Source organism: Paracidovorax oryzae ATCC 19882 (genome assembly GCF_000687165.1).
Taxonomy (GTDB): Bacteria; Pseudomonadota; Gammaproteobacteria; order Burkholderiales; family Burkholderiaceae_C; genus Paracidovorax; species Paracidovorax oryzae.
In genome coordinates this window covers 36,531-59,960 of sequence record NZ_JMKU01000012.1, presented here as the reverse complement: position 1 = coordinate 59,960, position 23,430 = coordinate 36,531, and the positions used below count along the sequence as shown (strand labels likewise).

Sequence of the window (23,430 nt, the reverse complement as noted above, 5' to 3'; positions counted from 1 at the left end):
CGGACCACATGGCCCCGTCCGTGGCGCCGGCCGCGATGCAGGCGCATGCCGGCCGCGTGGAGATCGCGCTGGGCGACCGGAGCTACGGCATCGAGATCGGGGCGGGCCTGCTGGGCGATGCCCGGACCTATGGCGCGCTGCCCAGGGCCGCCTGCGCGCTGGTCGTGACCAATGAGACTGTCGCTCCGCTCTATGCCGAGGCCCTGCGCGCAGCGCTGTCCGCGCACTATGCCGAGGTCGTCCTGGCCGTGCTGCCGGACGGCGAGGAGCACAAGGACTGGCCCACGCTGAACCGCATTTTCGATACGCTGCTGTCGCACGGCTGCGACCGCAAGACGGTGCTTTTCGCGCTGGGCGGCGGCGTGGTGGGCGACATGACCGGCTTCGCGGCCGCGAGCTACATGCGCGGCGTGCCTTTCGTGCAGGTGCCCACGACCCTGCTCGCGCAGGTGGATTCCTCGGTGGGCGGCAAGACGGCCATCAACCATCCCCTGGGGAAGAACATGATCGGGGCGTTCTACCAGCCGCAGCTCGTGGTGTGCGACCTCGCCACCCTGGCGACGCTGCCCGCGCGGGAGTTGAGCGCGGGCCTGGCCGAGGTCATCAAGTACGGCCCGATCGCGGACATGGAATTCCTGGCCTGGCTCGAGGACCACGTCGAGGCCCTGCGCGCGGGCGACCACGCGGCCCTGGCCCACGCCGTGCGCCGCAGCTGCGAAATCAAGGCCTGGGTGGTGGGGCAGGACGAGCGTGAGGCCGGCCTGCGTGCCATCCTGAACTTCGGCCATACCTTCGGGCACGCGATCGAGGCGGGCATGGGCTATGGCGTGTGGCTGCACGGAGAGGGCGTGGGGGCGGGCATGGTGATGGCCGCCGAGCTGTCGCGCCGGCTGGGCCTGGTGGACGATGCATTCACCGCGCGGCTGCGCCGCCTCGTCGAGCGTGCCGGCCTTCCCGTGCGCGGTGCCGTGCTCGATCCCGCCGACAATGCCGGCCGCTACCTGGAACTCATGCGCCTGGACAAGAAGTCGGAAGGGGGCGAGATCCGTTTCGTCGTCATCGACGGACCGGGCCGGGCTGCCGTGCGCCCCGCGCCTGACGCGCTGGTGCGCGAGGTCATCGACGCCTGCTGCGCGTGAGCTGGACATGCGGGAGCGCCCGATGGCGGACATGCATTCCCCCGGCGCAGCCGGGCGGACCGGTGCCACCGCGGTGGAGGACGCCGCGGGCCAGGTGACCGGCCCGCTCGCGTCCTATGCCAGCGACCCCGCCCGGACGCGTGGCCGCCGCCATCCGCAGGCTCCAGCGCCCACGCGCACTGAATACCAGCGCGACCGTGACCGCATCGTGCATTCGACCGCGTTCCGCCGGCTGGTGTACAAGACCCAGGTGTTCCTGAACCACGAGGGCGACCTGTTCCGCACCCGGCTCACGCATTCGCTCGAGGTCGCGCAACTGGGGCGCTCCATCGCGCGGTCATTGCGCATCAATGAGGACCTGGTCGAGGCGATTTCGCTGGCGCACGACCTGGGGCACACGCCTTTCGGGCACGCGGGCCAGGACGCGCTGAATGCGTGCATGGCCCCGTACGGCGGCTTCGAGCACAACCTGCAGAGCCTGCGCGTGGTGGATGCGCTGGAGGAGCGCTACCCGGACTACGACGGCCTGAACCTGACTTTCGAGACGCGCGAAGGCATCCTCAAGCATTGCTCGCGCGCCAACGCCGAGCGGCTGGAGGCCTCGGAGCCCGGCGGCGTGGGGGCGCGGTTCCTGCGCCGGGAGCAGCCCGGCCTGGAAGCGCAGCTCTGCAACCTGGCCGACGAGATCGCCTACAACGCCCACGATATCGACGATGGCGTGCGTTCCGGCCTGATCACGCTGGCCCAACTGCGCGATGTGCCGCTGTTCGACCGGTTCCGGGCCGATGCCGAACGGGAACATCCGCACCTGGGCGCGCCGAAGGCACAGCGCCGGCTGTTGCACGAGGCCATCCGCCGCATGCTGAGCGCCCAGGTGTACGACGTGATCGGCGCCACCGAGGCCGCGCTGGCGCAGGCTGCGCCACGCACGGCGGACGATGTGCGCGGGATGCCGCCGATGGTGGCTTTCAGTGCAGCGATGCGTGTGCAGTCCCTGGAACTCAAGCGCTTCCTGTTCCAGAACCTCTACCGCCATCCGCAGGTGATGGAAACCACCGGCCACGCCCAGCAGGTGGTGCGCGACCTGTTCGGTATCTACGCGCAGCGGCCTTCGGAAATGAAGCACCGGTTCGCCGACCGCGCCGTGGCGGCGCAGGAGGCGGCCTCCGATGCCGGCGGCATGCCCCATGCCCGCGTCGTCGCCGACTTCATCGCCGGCATGACGGACCGTTTCGCAGTGCGCGAGCACGAGCGGCTCACGGGCCACCGGCTGCTGTCTTGAGCGTGGCAGCGGCGGTGCCGGGGGTGCGGCGGGAAGGGCCGATAAAATCGTCCTCCTGCCGATACACGCGCCAGCCTTGCCGAAAGACCCCATGACCGAACCCTCCGCCGACGCGGTGCCGCCATCCGACGCCGCGAGCGCATCCACCATGCAGCAGACCGTGATCGACGACATGGTCCGCTGGCTGGAGCGTGCGGTCATCGGGCTGAACCTCTGCCCCTTCGCCAAGTCCGTGCACGTCAAGGGCCAGGTCCACTACGTGGTGAGCGAGGCCGAGGATGCCCGCGCGCTCATCGACGACCTGCAGCGCGAGCTGGAGGCCCTGGCCGAGGCTTCCCCCGAGCAACGCGACACCACGCTGCTGATGGCGCCGCGCTGCATGGAGGATTTTCTCGACTTCAATGATTTCCTCGGCCTGGCCGACGACCTCGTCGAGGCCATGGACCTGGGCGGCATCCTGCAGGTGGCGTCGTTCCATCCGCGCTTCCAGTTCGCGGGCACGGAAGTGGACGACGTGGGCAACGCCACCAACCGGGCGCCGTACCCCACGCTGCACCTGCTGCGCGAAGAGAGCATCGACCGGGCCGTGGAGGCTTTCCCCGAGGCAGAGGCGATCTTCGAACGCAACATCGAGATGCTCGAGGAACTGGGTGCCGACGGCTGGGCGGCGCTCGATGTCGGGCCGCGCTGTCCTGTGGCGCATGGCGGCACGCGGAGCGGGGCATGAAGAAGGCCACCCGGACGGCCGCGCAGGTGCCGAAGACCCCGGTGGCACGCGGCAATGCAGGTACGGGTGCGGACGCCCAGGTGCTGCAGGAGCTGCGCCCCGGCCAGTCCGTGGAGTTGCTCAAGGAACTGCACATCCTCACGCGCGAAGGCCGGCTCAACCAGGATTCGCGCCGCAAGCTCAAGCAGGTGTACCACCTGTTCCAGTTCATCGAACCCCTGCTGCGCGAGTTTGCGCAGGACGGGCAGGCGCCCACGCTGGCGGACCATGGCGCGGGCAAGTCGTACCTCGGCTTCATCCTCTACGACCTGTTCTTCCGGGAGCTGGGCCGCGGTCACATCTACGGCATCGAGACGCGCGCCGAACTGGTGGAGCGCTCGCAGTCGCTGGCGCAGCGCCTGGGTTTTGATCGCATGTCGTTCCTGGCCCTCAGCGTGGCCGACTCCATGCAGGCCGATGCACTTCCCGCGCGTTTCGACGTGGTGACGGCGCTGCATGCCTGCGATACCGCCACCGACGACGCGATCGCCTTCGGGCTGGCCAAGCAGGCGCGCGCCATGGTGCTGGTGCCGTGCTGCCAGGCGGAAGTGGCGGCCTGCCTGCGGCAGCACAAGGCGCTGGCCCTGGCGCGCACGCCGCTGGCCGAGTTGTGGCGGCATCCGCTGCACACCCGCGAACTGGGCAGCCAACTGACCAATGTGCTGCGCTGCCTGTACCTGGAAGCCAGCGGCTACCAGGTCACGGTGACGGAGCTGGTGGGCTGGGAGCACAGCATGAAGAACGAGTTGATCGTGGCGCGACACACCGGCCAGCGCAAGCGCAGCGCGGCCGAGCGGCTGCGTGCGATCCTCTCCGAGTTCGGACTGGAGCGGGACCTCGGTTCGCGTTTCGGCCTGGCGGGCGACGAAGGTGCTAGCCCGGACGAGGGCAGGGCGGCTGCCCACGACGTGCCCGCCTGAGCCGGCAAAGTGCGTAGCGGCTTGTCAGGGCGGCCGTCCACGGCGGGTCTAATATCGCAGCCCCGCCGCTCCCTTCGTGCCCGACCATGGCCCGCCTTCCCCGCCTGACCCTTCCCGGTTATCCGCACCACGTGATCCACCGGGGCAACAACCGGCAGGCGGTCTTCGTGGACCGGCAGGACCGCGAGATGCTGCTCGAATCGCTCGCCGATCAAGCGCGTGCCTTCGACGTGGCGGTCCACGCCTACGTGCTGATGGACAACCACTTCCATTTGCTGGCCACGCCACGCACGGCCGAGGGCCTGCCGCTGCTGATGCAGGCCGTGGGCCGCCGCTACGTGCGCGCCTTCAACCAGCGCCACGGGCGCACGGGAACGCTGTGGGAAGGGCGCTACCGTTCCACCGTTCTCGATCCTGCGCGCTACCTGCTGGCCTGCATGGCCTATATCGACCTGAACCCGGTGCGCGCCGGCCTGGTGGCCGATCCCGCGGAGTACCCCTGGTCCAGCCATGCGCATGCTCTGGGCCTGCGGCCCGACCGGCTGGTGACGCCGCACGCGCTCTACTGGGCCTTGGGGAACACCCCTTTCGCGCGCGAGGCTGCCTATGGCGCGCTGGTGCACGCCGGACTCTCCGCGCAGGACTGCAAGCGCATTACCGACGCGACGCTGTCGGGATGGGCGCTCGGCGATGCGGAGTTCGCCGCAGCGCTGCAGTCCCAGACGGCGCGGCGGGTGACGAAGGCGCAGGCAGGGCGCCCGCGCAAGCGCCTCGTGCCTCCCGAGGGCTGAGCGCAGGCATGTGAATGCCCATTTGCCAGTTTTGATGTGTCCCTTATTAAATGTTGATGAATCGTATGGGAAGAATATTGCTTATCTGACCCTGATTTAAAATGCTTGCTCCGCATAACGTCATGCAATACGCTCGGGCTCCCCGCGATTTTTCTTGAGGAGTGCGCCATGACGACGGCCGCCGAAATCCAGCACCTGCAACAGCACGGTTTGTATGCATCCGCCAACGAGCACGATGCGTGCGGCCTCGGCTTCGTGGCCCACATCAAGGGCGAGAAGCGCCATGACATCGTCACCCAGGCGCTGAAGATCCTCGAGAACATCGACCACCGCGGTGCCGTGGGTGCCGACAAGCTGATGGGCGACGGCGCCGGCATCCTGATCCAGATCCCGGACGCGCTCTACCGCGAAGAGATGGCCCGCCAGGGCGTCACCCTGCCGCCCGCCGGCGAGTACGGCGTGGGCATGATCTTCCTGCCCAAGGAGCACGCATCGCGCCTGGCCTGCGAGCAGGAGATGGAGCGCGCCGTCAAGGCCGAGGGCCAGGTGCTGCTGGGCTGGCGCGACGTGCCGGTGAACGTCGAGATGCCGATGTCGCCCACCGTGCGCACCAAGGAGCCCATCCTGCGCCAGGTCTTCATCGGCCGCGGCAACGACGTGATCGTGCAGGATGCGCTGGAGCGCAAGCTCTACGTGATCCGCAAGACGGCCAGCGCCGCCATCCAGAGCCTGAAGCTCAAGCACAGCAAGGAATACTACGTTCCCAGCATGTCGAGCCGCACCGTGGTCTACAAGGGCCTGCTGCTGGCCGACCAGGTGGGCACCTACTACCTCGACCTGCAGGACCCGCGCTGCGTCTCGGCCATCGGCCTCGTGCACCAGCGCTTCTCCACCAACACCTTCCCCGAGTGGCCGCTCGCCCACCCGTACCGCTACGTGGCGCACAACGGCGAGATCAACACCGTCAAGGGCAACTACAACTGGATGCGCGCGCGTGAAGGCGTGATGGCCTCGCCCGTGCTGGGCCCGGACCTGAAGAAGCTCTACCCGATCAGCTTCGCAGACCAGTCCGACACCGCCACGTTCGACAACTGCCTCGAACTGCTGACCATGGCCGGCTATCCGATCAGCCAGGCCGTGATGATGATGATCCCCGAGCCGTGGGAGCAGCATGCCACCATGGACGGCCGCCGCCGCGCCTTCTACGAATACCACGCCGCCATGATGGAACCCTGGGACGGCCCGGCCTCCATCGTGTTCACCGACGGCCGCCAGATCGGCGCCACGCTGGACCGCAACGGCCTGCGCCCCTCGCGCTACTGCGTGACCGACGACGACATCGTGATCCTGGCCTCCGAGTCCGGCGTGCTGCCCGTGCCCGAGAACAAGATCGTGCGCAAGTGGCGCCTGCAGCCCGGCAAGATGCTCCTGATCGACCTGGAGCAGGGCCGGATGATCGACGACGACGAGCTCAAGGCCAACATCGTCAACACCAAGCCCTACAAGCAGTGGATCGAGAACCTGCGCATCAAGCTCGACAGCGTCGGCAGCGACGTGCCGGTCGCGCCGCTGCCGGCCGAGCTGCCGCTGCTGGACCGCCAGCAGGCCTTCGGCTACACGCAGGAGGACATCAAGTTCCTGATGGCCCCGATGGCGAAGAACGGCGAGGAGGGCATCGGCTCCATGGGCAATGACAGCCCGCTGGCCGTGCTCTCGGGCAAGAACAAGCCGCTCTACAACTATTTCAAGCAGCTGTTCGCGCAGGTGACCAACCCGCCGATCGACCCGATCCGCGAAGCGATCGTGATGTCGCTCGTGAGCTTCATCGGGCCGAAGCCCAATCTGCTGGACATCAACCAGGTCAACCCGCCGATGCGGCTCGAAGTGGGCCAGCCCGTGCTCGACTTCGCCGGCATGGCCAAGCTGCGCGACATCGAGCAGCACACGCAGGGCAAGTTCAAGAGCGCGGTGATCGACATCACCTACCCGCTGTCCTGGGGCCGCGAGGGCGTGGAGGCCAAGCTGGCCTCGCTGTGCGCGCAGGCGGTGGACGCGATCAAGGGCGGCGCCAACATCCTGATCATCAGCGACCGCGCCGTGAGCGCGACGCAGGTGGCCATCCCCGCGCTGCTGGCGCTGTCGGCCATCCACCAGCACCTGGTGCGCGAGGGCCTGCGCACCACGGCGGGCCTGGTGGTGGAGACCGGCACGGCGCGCGAGGTGCACCACTTCGCCGTGCTCGCGGGCTATGGCGCCGAGGCCGTGCACCCCTACCTGGCCATGGAGACGCTGGCCGACATGCACAAGGACATGTCCGGCGACCTGTCGCCGGAGAAGGCCATCTACAACTATGTGAAGGCGATCGGCAAGGGCCTGTCGAAGATCATGTCCAAGATGGGCGTGTCCACGTACATGAGCTACTGCGGCGCGCAGCTGTTCGAGGCCATCGGCCTGAACACCGACACCATCGCCAAATACTTCACCGGCACGGCCAGCCGCGTGGAAGGCATCGGCGTGTTCGAGATCGCCGAAGAGGCCATCCGCATGCACAAGGCCGCGTTCGGCGACGACCCGGTGCTGGAGACCATGCTGGACGCAGGCGGCGAGTACGCCTGGCGCGCACGTGGCGAGGAGCACATGTGGAGCCCCGACGCGATTGCCAAGCTGCAGCATTCCACGCGTGCCAACAACTGGAACACCTACAAGGAATACGCGCAGATCATCAACGACCAGAGCCGCCGCCACATGACGCTGCGCGGCCTGTTCGAGTTCAAGTTCGACCCGGCCAAAGCCATCCCCGTCGAGCAGGTCGAATCGGCCAAGGAGATCGTCAAGCGCTTCGCCACCGGCGCGATGTCGCTGGGCTCCATCTCCACCGAGGCGCACGCCACGCTGGCCGTGGCGATGAACCGCATCGGCGGCAAGAGCAACACGGGCGAGGGTGGCGAGGATGCCGCGCGCTACCGCCAGGAGCTCAAGGGCATCCCGATCAGGCAGGGCGATACGCTCAAGAGCGTGATCGGCGCTGCCAACGTCGAGGTGGACCTGCCGCTGCAGGACGGCGATTCGCTGCGCTCGCGCATCAAGCAGGTGGCCTCGGGCCGCTTCGGCGTCACCGCCGAATACCTGTCGTCGGCCGACCAGATCCAGATCAAGATGGCCCAGGGCGCCAAGCCGGGCGAGGGCGGCCAGCTGCCCGGCGGCAAGGTGTCCGACTACATCGGCAAGCTGCGCCACAGCGTGCCGGGCGTGGGCCTGATCTCGCCGCCGCCGCACCATGACATCTACTCGATCGAGGATCTCGCGCAGCTGATCCACGACCTGAAGAACGTGGCGCCGCACGCCGACATCTCGGTCAAGCTCGTCTCCGAAGTGGGCGTGGGCACGATCGCGGCCGGCGTGGCCAAGTGCAAGAGCGACCACGTGGTGATCGCCGGCCATGACGGCGGCACGGGCGCCTCGCCCTGGTCGTCCATCAAGCACGCGGGCTCGCCCTGGGAGATCGGCCTCGCCGAAACCCAGCAGACCCTGGTGCTCAACCGCCTGCGCGGCCGCATCCGCGTGCAGGCCGACGGCCAGATGAAGACGGGCCGCGACGTCGCCATCGGCGCGCTGCTGGGCGCCGACGAGTTCGGCTTCGCCACCGCGCCGCTGGTGGTGGAGGGCTGCATCATGATGCGCAAGTGCCACCTGAACACCTGCCCGGTGGGCGTGGCCACGCAGGACCCGGTGCTGCGCCAGAAGTTCTCGGGCAAGCCCGAGCACGTGGTGAACTACTTCTTCTTCGTCGCCGAGGAAGTGCGCCAGATCATGGCGCAGCTGGGCATCGCGAAGTTCGACGACCTGATCGGCCGCACCGACCTGCTCGACATGCGCGCCGGCATCGCGCACTGGAAGGCGCGCGGCCTCGATTTCGGCCGCCTGTTCGCCCAGCCGCAGGTGCCGGCCGACGTGCCGCGCTTCCACGTGGACACGCAGGACCACAACATCGAGCACACGCTGGACCGCAAGCTGATCGAGCGCAGCCGGCCCGCCATCGAGAAGGGCGAGCGCGTGCAGTTCATCGAGGTGGCGCGCAACGTGAACCGTTCCGTGGGCGCGATGCTCTCGGGCGCGGTGACGCGCGTGCACCCGGAAGGCCTGCCCGACGACACCATCCGCATCCAGCTCGAAGGCACGGGCGGGCAGTCGTTCGGCGCGTTCCTGACGCGCGGCATCACGCTCTACCTGATCGGCGACGCCAACGACTACACCGGCAAGGGCCTCTCGGGCGGCCGCGTGATCGTGCGTCCCAGCATCGACTTCCGCGGCGACACCACGCGCAACACCATCGTGGGCAACACGGTGATGTACGGCGCCACGACCGGCGAAGCATTCTTCGGCGGCGTGGCGGGCGAGCGCTTCGCGGTGCGCCTGTCGGGCGCCTCCGCGGTGGTGGAGGGCACGGGCGACCATGGCTGCGAATACATGACGGGCGGCACGGTGGTGGTGCTCGGCAAGACGGGCCGCAACTTCGCGGCCGGCATGAGCGGCGGCGTGGCCTACGTCTATGACGAGGACGGCCTGTTCCACACGCGCTGCAACCTGTCGATGGTGACGCTGGACCGCATCCTGCCCTCCGACGAGCAGATGGCGACCACCCACGCCGGCATCTGGCACCGCGGCCAGACCGACGAGGCGCAGCTCAAGAAGATGCTGGAGGACCACAACCGCTGGACCGGCAGCAAGCGTGCACGCGAACTGCTGGACAACTGGGCGGCCTCGCGGGCGAAGTTCGTGAAGGTGTTCCCCACGGAATACAAGCGCGCGCTGTCCGAGATCCACGAACGCAAGGCGCTGCAGGAGCCGCCCACCCCGCCGGTGGCCGCCCCCGAGCAGGAGAAGGCGCGCACAGCGGTGCCGGCCAAATAAGGCCGCACGCACCGACGACGCACCGCTTCGCACCCCACAACGACAGGACACGCAATCATGGGAAAGACCACCGGCTTCATGGAATACGAGCGCATCGAGGAGGGCTACAAGCCCGTCGCCGAGCGCCTGAAGCACTACAAGGAATTCGTCATCGGCCTCGACGAGGCGCAGGCCAAGCTGCAGGGCGCGCGCTGCATGGACTGCGGCACGCCGTTCTGCAACAACGGCTGCCCGGTCAACAACATCATTCCGGACTTCAACGACCTGGTCTATCAGCAGGACTGGAAGAGCGCCTGGGCCGTGCTGGATTCGACCAACAACTTCCCCGAGTTCACCGGCCGCATCTGCCCCGCACCCTGCGAGGCCGCCTGCGTGCTGAACGTGAATGACGACCCGGTGGGCATCAAGTCCATCGAGCACGCCATCATCGACCGCGCCTGGGCCGAGGGCTGGGTGAAACCGCGCCCGGCCAGGCACAAGACGGGCAAGAAGGTGGCCGTGGTGGGCTCCGGCCCCGCGGGCATGGCGGCCGCCCAGCAGCTCGCGCGCGCCGGCCACGACGTGACGCTCTTCGAGAAGAACGACCGCATCGGCGGCCTGCTGCGCTACGGCATTCCCGACTTCAAGATGGAGAAGTCGCACATCGACCGCCGCGCCGAGCAGATGCAGGCCGAGGGCGTCACCATCCGCACCGGCGTGTTCGTGGGCGCGGCCAAGGACGGCCTGGGCAAGGGCTCCAAGGTGACCAACTGGGCCAAGGAAACGGTGACGCCCGAGCAGCTGCGGCAGGAGTTCGACGCCGTGCTGCTGGCCGGCGGCGCCGAGCAGAGCCGCGACCTGCCCGTGCCGGGCCGCGAGCTGGACGGCGTGCATTTCGCGATGGAGTTCCTGCCCCAGCAGAACAAGGTGAATGCGGGCGACAAGCTCAAGGGCCAGCTGCGCGCCGATGGCAAGCACGTCATCGTGATCGGCGGCGGCGATACGGGCAGCGACTGCGTGGGCACGAGCAACCGCCATGGCGCCGCGAGCGTGACGCAGTTCGAGCTGATGCCCCAGCCGCCCGAGGTGGAGAACCGCCCGCTCACGTGGCCCTACTGGCCCTACAAGCTGCGCACCAGTTCCAGCCACGAAGAGGGCTGCGAGCGCGAGTTCGCCATCGCCACGAAGGAATTCATCGGCGAGAAGGGCAAGGTCACCGGCCTGAAGACCGTGCGCGTGGAGTGGAAGGACGGCAAGATGGTCGAGGTGGAAGGCTCCGAGCAGACGCTCAAGGCCGACCTCGTGCTGCTGGCCATGGGCTTCGTCGCTCCGGTGTCGCCCGTGCTGGAAGCCTTCGGCGTCGAGAAGGATGCCCGCGGCAACGCGCGCGCCAGCACCGATTTCACCGGCGGCTACACGACCAACGTGCCCAAGGTGTTCGCGGCCGGCGACATGCGCCGCGGCCAGTCGCTGGTGGTGTGGGCCATCCGCGAGGGCCGGCAGGCCGCTCGGGCGGTGGACGAGTTCCTGATGGGCTATTCCGACCTGCCGCGTTGAAGCGTCGCCGTCGCAAGCGGCACGCCTCGAAAGGAAAATGGCGCTCTGAAGAGCGCCATTTTCTTTTTTCTCCTGCTTCTCTCTCTCCTGCCGAAAACAGGTTGGCGGATGCATTTCCACCGTGTCCGGAAGGCTCGTGAATTGCTGGTCAATTCGCCGCAAGCATGCTTGCTTCGCCTGGTCGGACGGTCGTGCGGCTTACGCATCTATAAGGAACTTTGATTCAAGGAGATGCTGAATGGATGATTGGATGAGAGGTGTTGGCAGGACTTTTGACTCCCGTGCCCATCGGGCTGCGGCAGGGTCTGAATCAACGCCGCACCGTCAGGCCGCGGGCAGTTCGACGCTTGCTCGCGACGGGGCCCTCGGCGGCCTGCCGCTGGGGAGGCGGCAGTCTGCATCGCGAGAGGGCTCCAACGTCGATCCCTTGACCGGCTTCTCCCGGCAGTCCGTGGTCAAGTTGCATCAAGTCTGCGCGCCGCAGGAACTGGGCGTGCCCAGCTACAGCGGCCGGAAAGTCCGAGTGCGCGGCGAGACGATGAAGAATCTGAAGACCGCCTCGGATGTGTTGATGGAAGTCAAGCACATGATGCCGTTCGGTGCCGGGAATCAGATCGCGGATATTGTCCAGACGCAGGGCGAATCTTGGGCCAGAGCGTCGATGGCCAGAGTCACGGCTAGCCGGAATTCGTCGGTCATGGAGTATGCCCAGGCCGGCATGCAGGCCCAGGGCGGCGCGTGCAATGAGCATGCGAGCGTGGCATTCGTGGCACTGGCTTCGAGGGAAATCAATGCGCCCATCATGAGGGTGAAAGACAACCGGATCGACCATGCCTACGCCTTGATCGGCGATCCCCGGGACCCCCGATGGGGAGAGTCCGATACCGTGGTCGTTGACCCGTGGGTTCGTTATCCCTCCGCCTGCACGCTGGCGGAAACCGGGATGCATCACACCCCGTCTTCTGCACACTCTCAGGTGCCCCCGCGCGGCGGTCCCATACCTGAAGCGGTTGCGTTGATGCAAGGTGTTCAGCAGGCGAGCCGTGCCGAAGTGGACCGGATGCTGGTGGACAATGGCCTTCCTCCCGTCGGCAATCCCCTTCTACGGCATCTGAATCACAACGTGCTGGGAACATCGCTTCATGCTTACGACAACCGAATCGCTGCCAGGGACCCCAGTGTCAGGTACACGGACGGAAGCCTTTTGGGAGGAAAGACCATGGACAAGATGGCCCTGTCGCAGGTAAATCGTCAGAAGGAAGCGCAGCGGATGCTGGACGAGCGGCGTGGGTAGACCTTGAGCGGCTGTCAACCAGGACGGCCGACCTGTTTCGGTCACCCGACGTCATGAAAATGGAGCCCCCAGGGCGTCGCAGCGTGGAGGGGGCTCGATAGCACGCCATGGTGCCCTCGAGGAATTCGAGGCGCTCCAGTCGGGGCAGCGCCTGACGGGCCATGGCGTGGCGCTTGGCCCATGGCCACCGCGCGTCGGGCGGCAGGGGTGTTTTATTTTGCTATTTAATTAATAGCACAATGTCGTGATCATAATTGTGCTGCAGGCCCTTTGGGGTTCGACGGGGTGGCGTGCCCTGCACCGCCTTGGGGCGCGCTCCTTACTCTCGGAGACAATACCGCCCTGAACCCACCACCTTCGTGCATGGCCGCCTGCAGTGCCGGGCCGCCGCGCGCATTGCTTTTCGTCCCTCTGGAATCCCCCCCTCTACCATGAAGAAGATCGCCGCCATCGCCCTGGTGTCCCTCGGTGCCCTGCTTGCCGCCTGCGGCAAGAACGACAGCGCCCAGCCGGCCGCCGCCACCCCCGCCACGCCCCCCGCCGCCGCCGCGAAGATCGTGATCGGGCTGGACGACAATTTCCCGCCGATGGGCTTCCGCGACGACAAGAACCAGCTCGTGGGCTTCGACATCGACATGGCCCGCGAGGCCGCCAAGCGCATGGGCGTGGAAGTGGAGTTCAAGCCCATCGACTGGAGCGCCAAGGAGGCCGAACTGTCGGGCAAGCGCGTGGACGCGCTCTGGAACGGCCTCACGATCACCGAAGAGCGCAAGCAGAACATCGCCTTTACCGCGCCCTACATGGAGAACCACCAGATCGTCGTGGTGGCCGCCAGCTCTCCGATCAGGACCAAGGCCGACCTCGCCGGCAAGATCGTCGGTGCGCAGGAGGGCAGCAGTGCCGTGGATGCGGTCAAGAAGGACGAAGCCGTCTTCAAGTCGTTCAAGGAGTTCAAGACCTTCGGCGACAACGTGACCGCGCTCATGGACCTCTCCACCGGCCGCCTGGAGGCCGTGGTGGTGGACGAGGTGGTGGGCCGCTACTACGTCGCCAAGAAGCCGCAGGACTATGCCGTGCTGGACGAGCATTTCGGCACCGAAGAATACGGCGTGGGCGTGCGCAAGGACGATACCGCGCTGCAGGGCCGGCTCGACAAGGCGCTGGCCGACATGAAGCAGGACGGCGCCGCGGCCACGATCGCGACGCAGTGGTTCGGCAAGAACATCATCAAGTAATAAGGTACAACCCCCTGAGCGGCTTTGCCGCTTCCCCCTTCTCTCGCATCGCTGCGCGATGCGGGAAGGGGGACGACGCCAGCGCGGCGGGGCGGCCCTTGCGCGGCGTCCGCTGATCTGGGCCGCGCCAGTTGCATACACCGCATGTCGTGCAATTGCTGAACTGTTCTGACTGCATGGATTACGTTCTTTCACTTCTGGGGCCGCTGGCGCAGGGCGCTACGGTCACGCTGAAGCTCTTCGCGATCACCCTGGTGCTGGCGGTGCCGCTCGGGCTGACGCTGGCGCTGGCGCGGGTGTCGCGCTGGGGGCTGCTGTCGGGGCTGGTCAACGGCTATATCTGGCTGATGCGCGGCACGCCGCTGATGCTGCAGATGCTGTTCATCTATTTCGCGCTGCCGTTCGTGCCGGTGATCGGCGTGCGGCTGCCGGACTTTCCCGCGGCGGTGGTGGCGTTCGCGCTGAACTACGCGGCGTATTTCGCGGAGATCTTCCGCGCCGGCATCCAGTCGATCGACCGCGGCCAGTACGAGGCCGCCAAGGTGCTGGGCATGACCTACGGCCAGACCATGCGGCGCATCGTGCTGCCGCAGATGGTGCGCCGCATCCTGCCACCCATGAGCAACGAGACCATCACGCTGGTCAAGGACACTTCGCTCATCTACGTGCTGGCCCTGAACGACCTGCTGCGCGCCGCGCGCGGCATCGTGCAGCGCGATTTCACGACCACGCCTTTCCTCGTGGCCGCCGCCTTCTATCTCGTGATGACCCTGGTGCTGACCTGGGGCTTCCAGCGCCTGGAGCGACGCTATGCCCGCCATGACGCCTGACCTCTCCACCGCCGCTGCCGGCGCCGCCGTGCCCATGATCGCGGCGCGCGGCCTGCACAAGGCTTTCGGCGGCCTGCCCGTGCTGCGGGACGTGTCGCTCACGCTCGGCCGCGGCGAGACCGTGGCCGTCATCGGCCCCTCGGGCTCGGGCAAGAGCACCTTCCTGCGCTGCCTGAACCACCTGGAGACCATCGACCGCGGCGACATCGCCATCGAAGGCGACGCTCTGGCCACGACCGGCCCGGACGGGCGCTGCCGCTACGTGCCCGATGCCGAGGTGCGCCGCATCGGCCGGCGCATGGGCATGGTCTTCCAGTCCTTCAACCTGTTCCCCCACCTCACGGTGCTGGAGAACGTCATCGAGGCGCCGATGGTGGTCAAGGGCGTGGCCCGGCAGGCTGCCGTGCCGCCCGCCCAGGCGCTGCTGGCCAAGGTGGGCCTGCTGGAAAAGCAGGACAGCTATCCCGGCCGGCTCTCGGGCGGGCAGAAGCAGCGCGTGGCGATCGCCCGCGCCCTGGCCATGGAGCCCGACATCCTGCTCTTCGACGAGCCCACTTCCGCGCTCGATCCGGAGCTGACCGGCGAGGTGCTGCGCACCATGCGCGCGCTCGCCCAGGAGCGGATGACCATGCTGGTGGTCACGCACGAGATGGGCTTTGCGCGCGAGGTGGCCCACCGCGTGGTCTTCATGGACCAGGGGGAGATCATCGAAGCCGCGCCGTCGGCAGAGTTCTTTGCGAATCCGCGACATGCGCGAACCCAGGCATTCCTTCGCAGCATGCTGTGAAAGGGCTTGCCGGCGGCGGGAGAATATCGCTCCGCTGGGCTTCCAGGGCTTTCCCGATCTGCTTTGCGTGCTATTGAAAGCGTAGTGCTCGGCCGCCAATCATTCCAGCAAACATGCATGCATGTATGTTTGCGTTACCATCGCTCGCATCGCCAATGGCCGCAGCCGCGACAATCACGTTCCCAACCGATATTTCCAGCACCCTCCGCATGTCCGAAACCCCCCTGGTCGAACTGCGCAACGTCACGTTCTCGTATGGCGAGCGCCCGATCCTGCGCGATGTCTCGCTGCGCATCCCGCGCGGCAAGGTGACCGCGCTCATGGGTGCCTCCGGCGGGGGCAAGACCACGGTGCTGCGCCTCATCGGCGGGCAGCATCTCGCGCAGCAGGGCGAGGTGCTGGTGAACGGCCAGGACGTCGCGCGCATGGACACGCAGCAGCTCTATGCCGCGCGTCGCCGGATGGGCATGCTGTTCCAGTTCGGGGCGCTCTTCACCGACATGAGCGTGTTCGAGAACGTGGCTTTCCCGCTGCGCGAGCACACCGACCTGTCCGAGGCGCTGGTGCGCGACATCGTGCTCATGAAGCTGCAGGCCGTGGGCCTGCGGGGCGCGCGCGACCTCATGCCCAGCCAGATCTCGGGCGGCATGGCGCGGCGCGTGGCGCTCGCGCGGGCCATCGCGCTCGACCCGGAACTGATCCTCTACGACGAGCCCTTCGCCGGGCTCGACCCCATTTCGCTCGGCACGGCCGCGCAGCTGATCCGGCAACTCAACGACGCCATGGGCCTGACCACGCTGGTCGTGTCCCACGACGTGGAGGAGACCTTCCGCGTGGCGGACCACGTCGTCATCCTCGGGCCGGGCGTGGTCGCCGCGCAGGGCTCGCCCGACGAGGTGCGTGCGAGCACCGATCCGCTGGTGCACCAGTTCGTGCATGCGCTGCCCACCGGGCCGGTACCGTTCCATTACCCCGGCCCTTCGGTGGCCGACGATTTCGGACCGCTGGGCGGCCCGGGCGGAGGCGCGCGATGAGCTGGTGGAAACCTTCCGACGTCGGCTTCGCCACGCGCAGCCTGCTGGCGGACATGGGCCGCGCGGCGCGGCTGTTCGTGCGCCTGGCCGGCCTCCTCGGTCCGACGCTGCAGCGCTTCGGGCTGGTGCGCGACCAGTTGCACTTCCTGGGCAACTATTCGCTGTCCATCATTTCCGTATCGGGCCTGTTCGTGGGCTTCGTGCTGGGCCTGCAGGGCTACTACACGCTGCAGCGCTACGGCTCCGCACAGGCGCTGGGCCTGCTCGTGGCGCTGTCGCTGGTGCGCGAGCTCGGGCCCGTCGTCTCGGCGCTGCTGTTCGCGGGCCGCGCCGGTACCTCGCTCACGGCGGAGATCGGCCTGATGCGCGCGGGCGAGCAGCTCTCGGCCATGGAGATGATGGCCGTGGACCCGGTGCGCCGCATCCTGGCCCCGCGTTTCTGGGCCGGCGTGATCGCCATGCCGCTGTTGGCGGCGGTGTTCAGCGCGGTGGGCGTGATCGGCGGATGGATCGTCGGCGTGGTCATGCTCGGCGTGGACGGCGGCGCCTTCTGGGGCCAGATGCAGAGCGGGGTGGACGTGTGGGCGGACGTGGGCAACGGCGTCCTCAAGAGCTTCGTCTTCGGCGTCACGGTCACCTTCATCGCGCTGCTGCAGGGCTACATCGCCAAGCCTACGCCCGAGGGCGTGTCCCGCGCCACCACCCGCACCGTGGTGATGGCCTCGCTCACGGTGCTGGGGCTGGATTTCCTGCTCACGGCCTGGATGTTCAGCATCTGACGCGGCAGCGCCCAAGAACCCTTCAGAGAGAAAAACACCATGCAGCATTCCAAGAACGACGTCTGGGTCGGCCTCTTCGTCCTCCTCGGCGGTGCGGCCCTGCTCTTCCTCGCCCTGCAGTCGGCCAACCTGCTGCGCGTGCAGTGGCAGTCCGGCTACCACGTCACCGCGCTCTTCGACAACATCGGCGGGCTCAAGCCCCAGTCCGCGGTGCGCAGCGCCGGCGTGGTGGTGGGCCGGGTGAATTCCATCACCTTCGACGACAAGACCTTCCAGGCCCAGGTGACGCTGGAGATGGACAAGCGCTACGCCTTCCCCAAGGACAGCTCGCTCAAGATCCTCACCAGCGGCCTGCTGGGCGACCAGTACATCGGCATCCAGGCGGGTGCCGACGAAAAGAACCTCGCCGAGGGCGACCGCATCACGTCCACGCAGTCCGCCGTGGTGCTGGAAAACCTCATCGGCCAGTTCCTCTACGGCAAGGCCGAAGAGGGCGGCGGCGGGGCCTCCGCGGGCGGCGCCAAGAAATGACGACAACAATGATGACCACCAAATCCCAAGCTCTCCGGGCCCCGTCCCTGCGCCGCGGTGCCTGCGCGCTGGCCGTGGCCTGCCTGCTGGCCGGCTGTGCCACCGGGCCCGACGCCAATCCGCGCGATCCGTTCGAGCCCTACAACCGCGGCATGACCCGGTTCAACGACAAGGTGGACGACGTGCTGCTGCGGCCCGTCGCCACCGCCTATACCGAGGTCACCCCGCGCCTCGTGCGCACTGGCGTGAGCAACTTCTTCGCCAACCTCGGCGACCTGTGGTCCTTCGTGAACAATGCGCTGCAGCTGCGCGGCGAGGGCGCGCTCAACAGCATCGCGCGCTTCAGCGCGAACACCGTGTTCGGCATCGGCGGCCTGTTCGATGTCGCCACCGAGATGCGCATCGAGCGCTCGAAGCAGGATTTCGGCCTCACGCTCGGCCGCTGGGGCGTGCCCACGGGGCCGTACCTCGTGCTGCCGTTCCTGGGCCCGTCCACCGTGCGCGACACGGTGGCCCTGCCGGTGGATGCCAAGGGCAACCTGATCACCTACGTCGATCCCGTGTCCGACCGCAACGCCCTCTATGCCCTGAGCGCGGTGAACACGCGGGCCAACCTGCTGCGCGCGAGTTCCGTGCTGGACAGCGCCGCGCTCGACAAGTACAGCTTCACCCGCGACGCCTACCTGCAGGTGCGCAGCCAGGCCGTGCAGACGGACCGGCGCAGCGAGGAACGCTACGACCAGGACGCCGGCAAGCTGCCCGAGGAGCCGAAGCCCTGAGGGCCGCGGCAGAGCCCGGAGCAGCGTTGCAGTTGCTTGCATCCATGCACCGGGCAGACGCATGGGGGGCGACACCCCCGCCCACAATGGAACATGACATGGGGCGCCCCGCCGGGGACGCCCCTTCAGAAAGGAAACCGATATGACGATGAGCCGACGTACCCTGGGCCACGCCGCCCTCTGCACCGCCGCTGTTCTGTGGCTGGGCATGCCCGTGGCGGCCCTGGCCGCCGACGAAACGCCCGACGAACTGGTCAAGCGCCTGTCCACCGACGTGCTGAACACGGTGCGCAGCGACAAGAGCATCAAGTCGGGCGACATCAACAAGATCACCGCGCTGGTGGACAAGGTCATCCTGCCGCACGTGAACTTCCGCCGCATGACGGCCGCCGCGGTGGGCCCGGCCTGGCGCCAGGCCACGCCGCAGCAGCAGGCGCGCCTGCAGGACGAATTCAAGTCGCTGCTCGTGCGCACCTACTCGGGCGCCCTCAGCCAGGTCAACGACCTGTCGATCCAGGTCAAGCCGCTGCGCGCCGGCGCCGACGACAAGGACGTGCTCGTGCGCTCCGAGATCCTGGGCCGCGGCGACCCGATCCAGCTCGACTACCGCCTGGAGAAGACCCCCGGCGACGGCGCGGGCTGGAAGATCTACAACCTGAACGTGATGGGCGTGTGGCTGGTCGAGACCTACCGAACGCAGTTCGCCCAGGAGATCAACGCCAAGGGCATCGACGGCCTCATCGAATCCCTGGCCGCACGCAACAAGGCCAACGCCGCCGGCTCCGGCAAGGCGGGCTGACGCATCCACGGGGCGTCCGCCATGCTGGTCTTACCCACCGAGCTGACCCACCAGCAGGCCGAGGCCTGCCTGCGCATGCTGCTGCAGGGGCTCAAGGCGCACCGCGACGAGATCCTCGTCGTGGACGCCGCGCCGCTCGCCACCTTCGACTCCTCGGCCCTGGCGGTGCTGCTCGAGTGCCGCCGCGCCGCGTTGCTGGAGAACCGGCGCTTCGAAGTGAAGGACCTGCCCGCGGGCCTGGCCAAGCTGGCCGGGCTGTACGGGGTGGGGGAGCTGCTGGCCAGCCCGGCGGTGGCCGCGGCGGCCGATTGAACTGAACGCGCGCCTCAGCGCGCGGCGTTCGAGCGCTCCTGCCACTGGCGCCAAAAGCTCTTCAGCCAGCCCGACAGGCTGAAGATGTCTTCCGTCACGCTCGCCACGTCGTCCTTCTTCCCGTGCTGCCGGAGCGCGGCCAGCCATTTTCGGGCGGCGGCGCGATCGACGCCGGTTCCATGCCCGAACCACAGGGCCCTGATCAGGTAGCTGATCGCCAGCACATCGTCCTCGCATGCCGCGTTGTACAGGTGCTCGAGTGCGGCTTCGAAGTCCACGGGCCCGCCCTGGCCGCGGTACAGCAGGACGCCATAGACCGCGGTAGAGTCCACGCAGTCCATGTCGGCACCCTGTGCCGCATAGCGCCGTGCCTTGGCGAAGTCCCTGGGAATGCTGCCCTTTCCCTGCCAGTACGCCAGCACGGCATTCCAGATGGCGGCGTGGGAGCCCCATGCCAGCGCGCTCTCCCAGTAGGGCACGGCGGCTTCGGCATCCTTGGGCGTTCCCAGGCCGAGCGAGAAGTGGCAGCCGCGCTCGAAAATCGCGTGTCCGCTGAATTGCTCTGCCCCCAGCTCGCACCAGCGCACCGCCTCGGCTGCCACGGCCGGGTCGCCCATGCGCGGCCGCAGGCGGTTGGCGACGGTGCCTGCGGCATCGCCGTCTCCCAGGAGCGCCGCCTGCGCATAGGCGGCATCCGCTTCCCCGTCACGCCCGAGCGCGGCCAGGCTCGTGGCCAGGCGTTCATAGAGGTCAGGCGCGGGCTTGTGCGCAATCACGGCCTGCAATGATTCGACGGCTTCCGCATGCCGGTCCTGCTGCTGGAGGTGCCGGCTCAGGCTTTGCAGAACCCGGGGCGACCGGGCATGCCGGCTGCCGGCCAGCAGGGCTTGCGCCCTGTCGATCCTGCCTTCGCAGCAAAGGATTTCCGCCTGGTAGCAGTCGTGTGCGGCTTCGAGCATCGCGGCGGATTCCGCGGGCCAGTCCAGCGCATGGATGCGCCGGAAGAAAGCCTCCAGCGCTCCGTCCTCTCCGCCCCATTTGGGCTGCAGCGCCCACATGTGCGCGAGGCACACTTCCACGGAGCGCTCGATATGCGTTTCCGACAACGCGAGGAAGCTGTGGGGCAGGTCCAGGCTGCCCGCGGTTTCCAGGTGAATGCCGATGGACAGTGCGCAATAGGGCCTGGGGCTCAGTTCGATGGCGCGGTAGAGGTGGGGCAGCGCTTTCTGGAAATAGGCATTCATCAGCGAAAACTGGTGTTCCGTCGTGAATTGCCGTGTCTGGATGCCGCGCGCCCGCCAGCCGATGTGGAGAAAGTAATTGCCCGCCGCGAACCGGGCGAAGTAGTCTTCCGGAAACTCGCTGGCCCAGGCCTGCATGGCGGGCTCTGCGCTGCGCCGCTCGACGGAGGCCGCTGCGGCCTGCCTCAGGTATTCCGGCTCGCCGATGCGGTCGTTCTCGAAATCCTGCTGCAGGGCCTGGAAATGCCGTGCGGGTGTCCGGTGGTCGCCTTGCAGCAGGAGGGACTGGATGTCTTGGAGTTGCATGGGAAGGGCCGGGGCCGGGTCTATGGGCGGGGCCCCCGAGGTGGCATCGATGAGGTCGGCAAGCATATCCGCGCCAGACCCGTAAAATGGCTGGCTCCCATGCCCGCAGTCTCCTTCCAGTCCGTCTCCAAGACCTACGACACGCCCAAAGGGCCCTTCCAGGCGCTCGACGGCGTGAGCCTCGACATCGAGGAGGGCGAGTTCTTCGGCCTGCTCGGGCCCAATGGCGCAGGCAAGACCACGCTCATCAGCATCCTCGCGGGCCTCTCCCGGGCCTCCGGCGGGCGCGTGCTGGTGCAGGGCAGCGACGTGCTGTCCGACTATGCCGATGCGCGCCGCAAGCTCGGCATCGTGCCGCAGGAGCTCGTCTTCGATCCGTTCTTCAACGTGCGCGAGGCACTGCGCATCCAGTCGGGCTATTTCGGTGTGAAGAACAACGACGCCTGGATCGACGAGCTGCTCGAGAGCCTGGGCCTGGCCGACAAGGCCTCCGCCAACATGCGCCAGCTCTCGGGCGGCATGAAACGCCGCGTGCTCGTCGCGCAGGCGCTGGTGCACAAGCCGCCCATCATCGTGCTGGACGAGCCCACGGCCGGGGTCGACGTGGAACTGCGCCAGACCCTCTGGCACTTCGTCGCGCGGCTCAACAAGGCGGGCCATACGGTGCTGCTCACCACCCATTACCTGGAAGAGGCCGAAGCGCTCTGCAACCGGATCGCGATGCTCAAGCGCGGCCGGATGGTGGCGCTCTCGACCACGTCGGAACTGCTGCAGGCCGCTTCCACGAACGTGCTGCGCTTCAAGACCGACGACGCGCTGCCGCCGGTGCTGGCTGCCGCCGCGCGCGTTACCGGCCGCGTGGTGCAGTTGCCCGCGCAGGACGCGGCGGACATCGAGCGCATCCTCTCGGGCCTGCGTGCCGCGGGCGTCGGCGTGCACGACGTCGAGATCCGCAAGGCGGACCTGGAGGACGTGTTCCTCAGCCTCATGGCCGAAGGGCGCTACCCCGATCCTGCGCGCGAGCCCGCTCCGGCGGACGAACCCGTGGAAACACCGGAAGGCGGGGTGCGCCTATGACCGGCTGGCAGACCCTGTTCTACAAGGAGGTGCTGCGTTTCTGGAAGGTGAGCTTCCAGACCATCGCCGCCCCCGTGCTCACGGCCGTGCTCTACCTGCTGATCTTCGGCCATGTGCTGGAAGACCACGTGAAGGTCTATGACCGCCTGAGCTATACCGCCTTCCTGGTGCCCGGCCTGGTGATGATGAGCGTGCTGCAGAACGCCTTCGCGAACAGCTCGTCGAGCCTCATCCAGAGCAAGATCATGGGCAACCTGGTGTTCGTGCTGCTCACGCCGCTGTCGCACTGGTCCTGGTTCTTCGCCTACGTGGGGTCGTCCGTGGTGCGCGGCCTGGCCGTGGGGCTGGGCGTGTTCATCGCCACGCTCGGCTTCGCGCGGCCGGAATTCGCCGCGCCGCTGTGGATCGCGGCGTTCGCGCTCCTGGGGGCTGCGCTGCTGGCCACGCTCGGCCTGATCGCCGGGCTCTGGGCCGACAAGTTCGACCAGATGGCGGCGTTCCAGAATTTCATCATCGTGCCGATGACCTTCCTCTCGGGCGTGTTCTATTCCATCCAGTCGCTGCCGCCTTTCTGGCAGACGGTGAGCCACCTGAATCCGTTCTTCTACATGATCGACGGGTTCCGCTACGGCTTCTTCGGGCAGAGCGATACATCGCCCTGGCTGAGCCTGGCCATCGTGGGCAGCGCCTGGCTGGCCGTGAGCGCGCTGGCCGTCCACCTGCTGCGCACCGGCTACAAGATCAGGAACTGATGACCACCCTCCCGGGCGTGCGCACGCCAGGCGCCGCGCGTGCGGCCCGGTGCCCGTCCTCCACATGAACCACTGACATGACCGCCGACCAACTCAAAGACCTGATCCGGGCGGGGCTGCCCTGCGAGCACCTCACGCTGGAAGGCGACGGCCGCCATTGGTATGCCACCATCGTCTCCGCGGAGTTCGAGGGCAAGCGTGCGATCCAGCGGCACCAGCGGGTGTACGCCACGCTGGGCAGCCGCATGCACACGGACGAGGTGCATGCGCTTTCCATGAAGACCTTCACCCCCGCCGAATGGGCCGCGCAGCCGCGCGGCGAATGAGCG

Annotated in this window: 21 protein-coding genes; 20 read left to right on the top strand and 1 reads right to left on the bottom strand. The window is 67.7% G+C overall.

The window, feature by feature from the left end; genetic code table 11:
• Window positions 1-8: 8 nt before the first annotated feature.
• From aroB to T336_RS0111800, 17 genes are all read left to right on the top strand, one after another.
• Window positions 9-1,139, top strand: coding sequence for a 3-dehydroquinate synthase (gene aroB / locus T336_RS0111880; protein ID WP_209435960.1), 1,131 nt, complete (start codon window positions 9-11; stop codon window positions 1,137-1,139).
• A 22-nt stretch (window positions 1,140-1,161) separates the two neighbouring features.
• Complete coding sequence (locus T336_RS0111875; RefSeq protein WP_035225837.1) at window positions 1,162-2,421, top strand: deoxyguanosinetriphosphate triphosphohydrolase; 1,260 nt, start codon at window positions 1,162-1,164, stop codon at window positions 2,419-2,421.
• Window positions 2,422-2,512: 91 nt separating this feature from the next.
• Complete coding sequence (locus T336_RS0111870; protein ID WP_026432700.1) at window positions 2,513-3,148, top strand: DUF1415 domain-containing protein; 636 nt, start codon at window positions 2,513-2,515, stop codon at window positions 3,146-3,148.
• The gene (locus T336_RS0111865; RefSeq protein ID WP_026432699.1) at window positions 3,145-4,107 is read left to right on the top strand and encodes a class I SAM-dependent methyltransferase; all 963 of its coding nucleotides are present in this window, start codon (window positions 3,145-3,147) and stop codon (window positions 4,105-4,107) included. Before T336_RS0111870 ends, T336_RS0111865 begins: the two co-directional genes overlap by 4 nt.
• Window positions 4,108-4,193: 86 nt before the next feature.
• Window positions 4,194-4,898, top strand: a complete 705-nt coding sequence (locus T336_RS0111860; protein ID WP_026432698.1) for a transposase — start codon at window positions 4,194-4,196, stop codon at window positions 4,896-4,898.
• Window positions 4,899-5,066: 168 nt separating this feature from the next.
• A complete protein-coding gene (locus tag T336_RS0111855; RefSeq protein WP_026432697.1) occupies window positions 5,067-9,809 on the top strand; it encodes a glutamate synthase-related protein in 4,743 nt (1,580 codons plus the stop codon).
• A gap of 57 nt (window positions 9,810-9,866) precedes the next feature.
• Window positions 9,867-11,345 (top strand): glutamate synthase subunit beta, encoded by a 1,479-nt coding sequence (locus T336_RS0111850; RefSeq protein ID WP_026432696.1) that lies wholly within the window; start codon window positions 9,867-9,869, stop codon window positions 11,343-11,345.
• A 238-nt stretch (window positions 11,346-11,583) separates the two neighbouring features.
• A complete protein-coding gene (locus T336_RS0111845; protein WP_156957847.1) occupies window positions 11,584-12,639 on the top strand; it encodes a type III effector in 1,056 nt (351 codons plus the stop codon).
• A gap of 431 nt (window positions 12,640-13,070) precedes the next feature.
• Window positions 13,071-13,874, top strand: a complete 804-nt coding sequence (locus T336_RS0111840) for an amino acid ABC transporter substrate-binding protein (protein ID WP_026432694.1) — start codon at window positions 13,071-13,073, stop codon at window positions 13,872-13,874.
• Window positions 13,875-14,050: 176 nt separating this feature from the next.
• Entirely contained in the window at window positions 14,051-14,704 is a 654-nt protein-coding gene (locus tag T336_RS0111835; RefSeq protein ID WP_019702622.1) for an amino acid ABC transporter permease, read from the top strand.
• Window positions 14,685-15,491: an amino acid ABC transporter ATP-binding protein gene (locus T336_RS0111830; RefSeq protein ID WP_026432693.1), complete on the top strand. Its 807-nt coding sequence runs from the start codon at window positions 14,685-14,687 to the stop codon at window positions 15,489-15,491. The genes T336_RS0111835 and T336_RS0111830 overlap by 20 nt, the downstream gene beginning before the upstream one ends.
• 209 nt (window positions 15,492-15,700) lie before the next feature.
• Window positions 15,701-16,525, top strand: a complete 825-nt coding sequence (locus T336_RS0111825) for an ABC transporter ATP-binding protein (protein WP_019702624.1) — start codon at window positions 15,701-15,703, stop codon at window positions 16,523-16,525.
• Window positions 16,522-17,304: a lipid asymmetry maintenance ABC transporter permease subunit MlaE gene (gene mlaE, locus T336_RS0111820; RefSeq protein WP_019702625.1), complete on the top strand. Its 783-nt coding sequence runs from the start codon at window positions 16,522-16,524 to the stop codon at window positions 17,302-17,304. The genes T336_RS0111825 and mlaE overlap by 4 nt, the downstream gene beginning before the upstream one ends.
• Window positions 17,305-17,343: 39 nt before the next feature.
• The gene (gene mlaD / locus T336_RS0111815) at window positions 17,344-17,835 is read left to right on the top strand and encodes an outer membrane lipid asymmetry maintenance protein MlaD (RefSeq protein ID WP_026432692.1); all 492 of its coding nucleotides are present in this window, start codon (window positions 17,344-17,346) and stop codon (window positions 17,833-17,835) included.
• The gene (locus T336_RS0111810) at window positions 17,832-18,614 is read left to right on the top strand and encodes an MlaA family lipoprotein (protein WP_026432691.1); all 783 of its coding nucleotides are present in this window, start codon (window positions 17,832-17,834) and stop codon (window positions 18,612-18,614) included. The genes mlaD and T336_RS0111810 overlap by 4 nt, the downstream gene beginning before the upstream one ends.
• Before the next feature lie 142 nt (window positions 18,615-18,756).
• Window positions 18,757-19,413 (top strand): MlaC/ttg2D family ABC transporter substrate-binding protein, encoded by a 657-nt coding sequence (locus tag T336_RS0111805; RefSeq protein WP_019702626.1) that lies wholly within the window; start codon window positions 18,757-18,759, stop codon window positions 19,411-19,413.
• Between the two features lie 3 nt (window positions 19,414-19,416).
• Entirely contained in the window at window positions 19,417-19,725 is a 309-nt protein-coding gene (locus tag T336_RS0111800) for an STAS domain-containing protein (protein ID WP_501037338.1), read from the top strand.
• A gap of 14 nt (window positions 19,726-19,739) precedes the next feature.
• Here the strand turns inward: T336_RS0111800 and T336_RS0111795 are convergent, their stop codons facing one another.
• A complete protein-coding gene (locus T336_RS0111795) occupies window positions 19,740-21,272 on the bottom strand; it encodes a DUF4034 domain-containing protein (protein ID WP_167333647.1) in 1,533 nt (510 codons plus the stop codon).
• 99 nt (window positions 21,273-21,371) lie between these two features.
• Between T336_RS0111795 and T336_RS0111790 the strand changes: the two genes are divergently transcribed.
• The 3 genes from T336_RS0111790 to T336_RS0111780 all read left to right on the top strand — a co-directional run bounded on the left by T336_RS0111790 (window position 21,372) and on the right by T336_RS0111780 (window position 23,427).
• The gene (locus tag T336_RS0111790) at window positions 21,372-22,349 is read left to right on the top strand and encodes an ABC transporter ATP-binding protein (protein WP_026432689.1); all 978 of its coding nucleotides are present in this window, start codon (window positions 21,372-21,374) and stop codon (window positions 22,347-22,349) included.
• Entirely contained in the window at window positions 22,346-23,101 is a 756-nt protein-coding gene (locus tag T336_RS0111785; RefSeq protein ID WP_013593455.1) for an ABC transporter permease, read from the top strand. Before T336_RS0111790 ends, T336_RS0111785 begins: the two co-directional genes overlap by 4 nt.
• A gap of 77 nt (window positions 23,102-23,178) precedes the next feature.
• On the top strand, window positions 23,179-23,427 hold the full coding sequence (locus T336_RS0111780) for a BolA family protein (RefSeq protein ID WP_011794177.1): 249 nt from the start codon (window positions 23,179-23,181) through the stop codon (window positions 23,425-23,427).
• The last annotated feature ends 3 nt before the right edge of the window (window positions 23,428-23,430 follow it).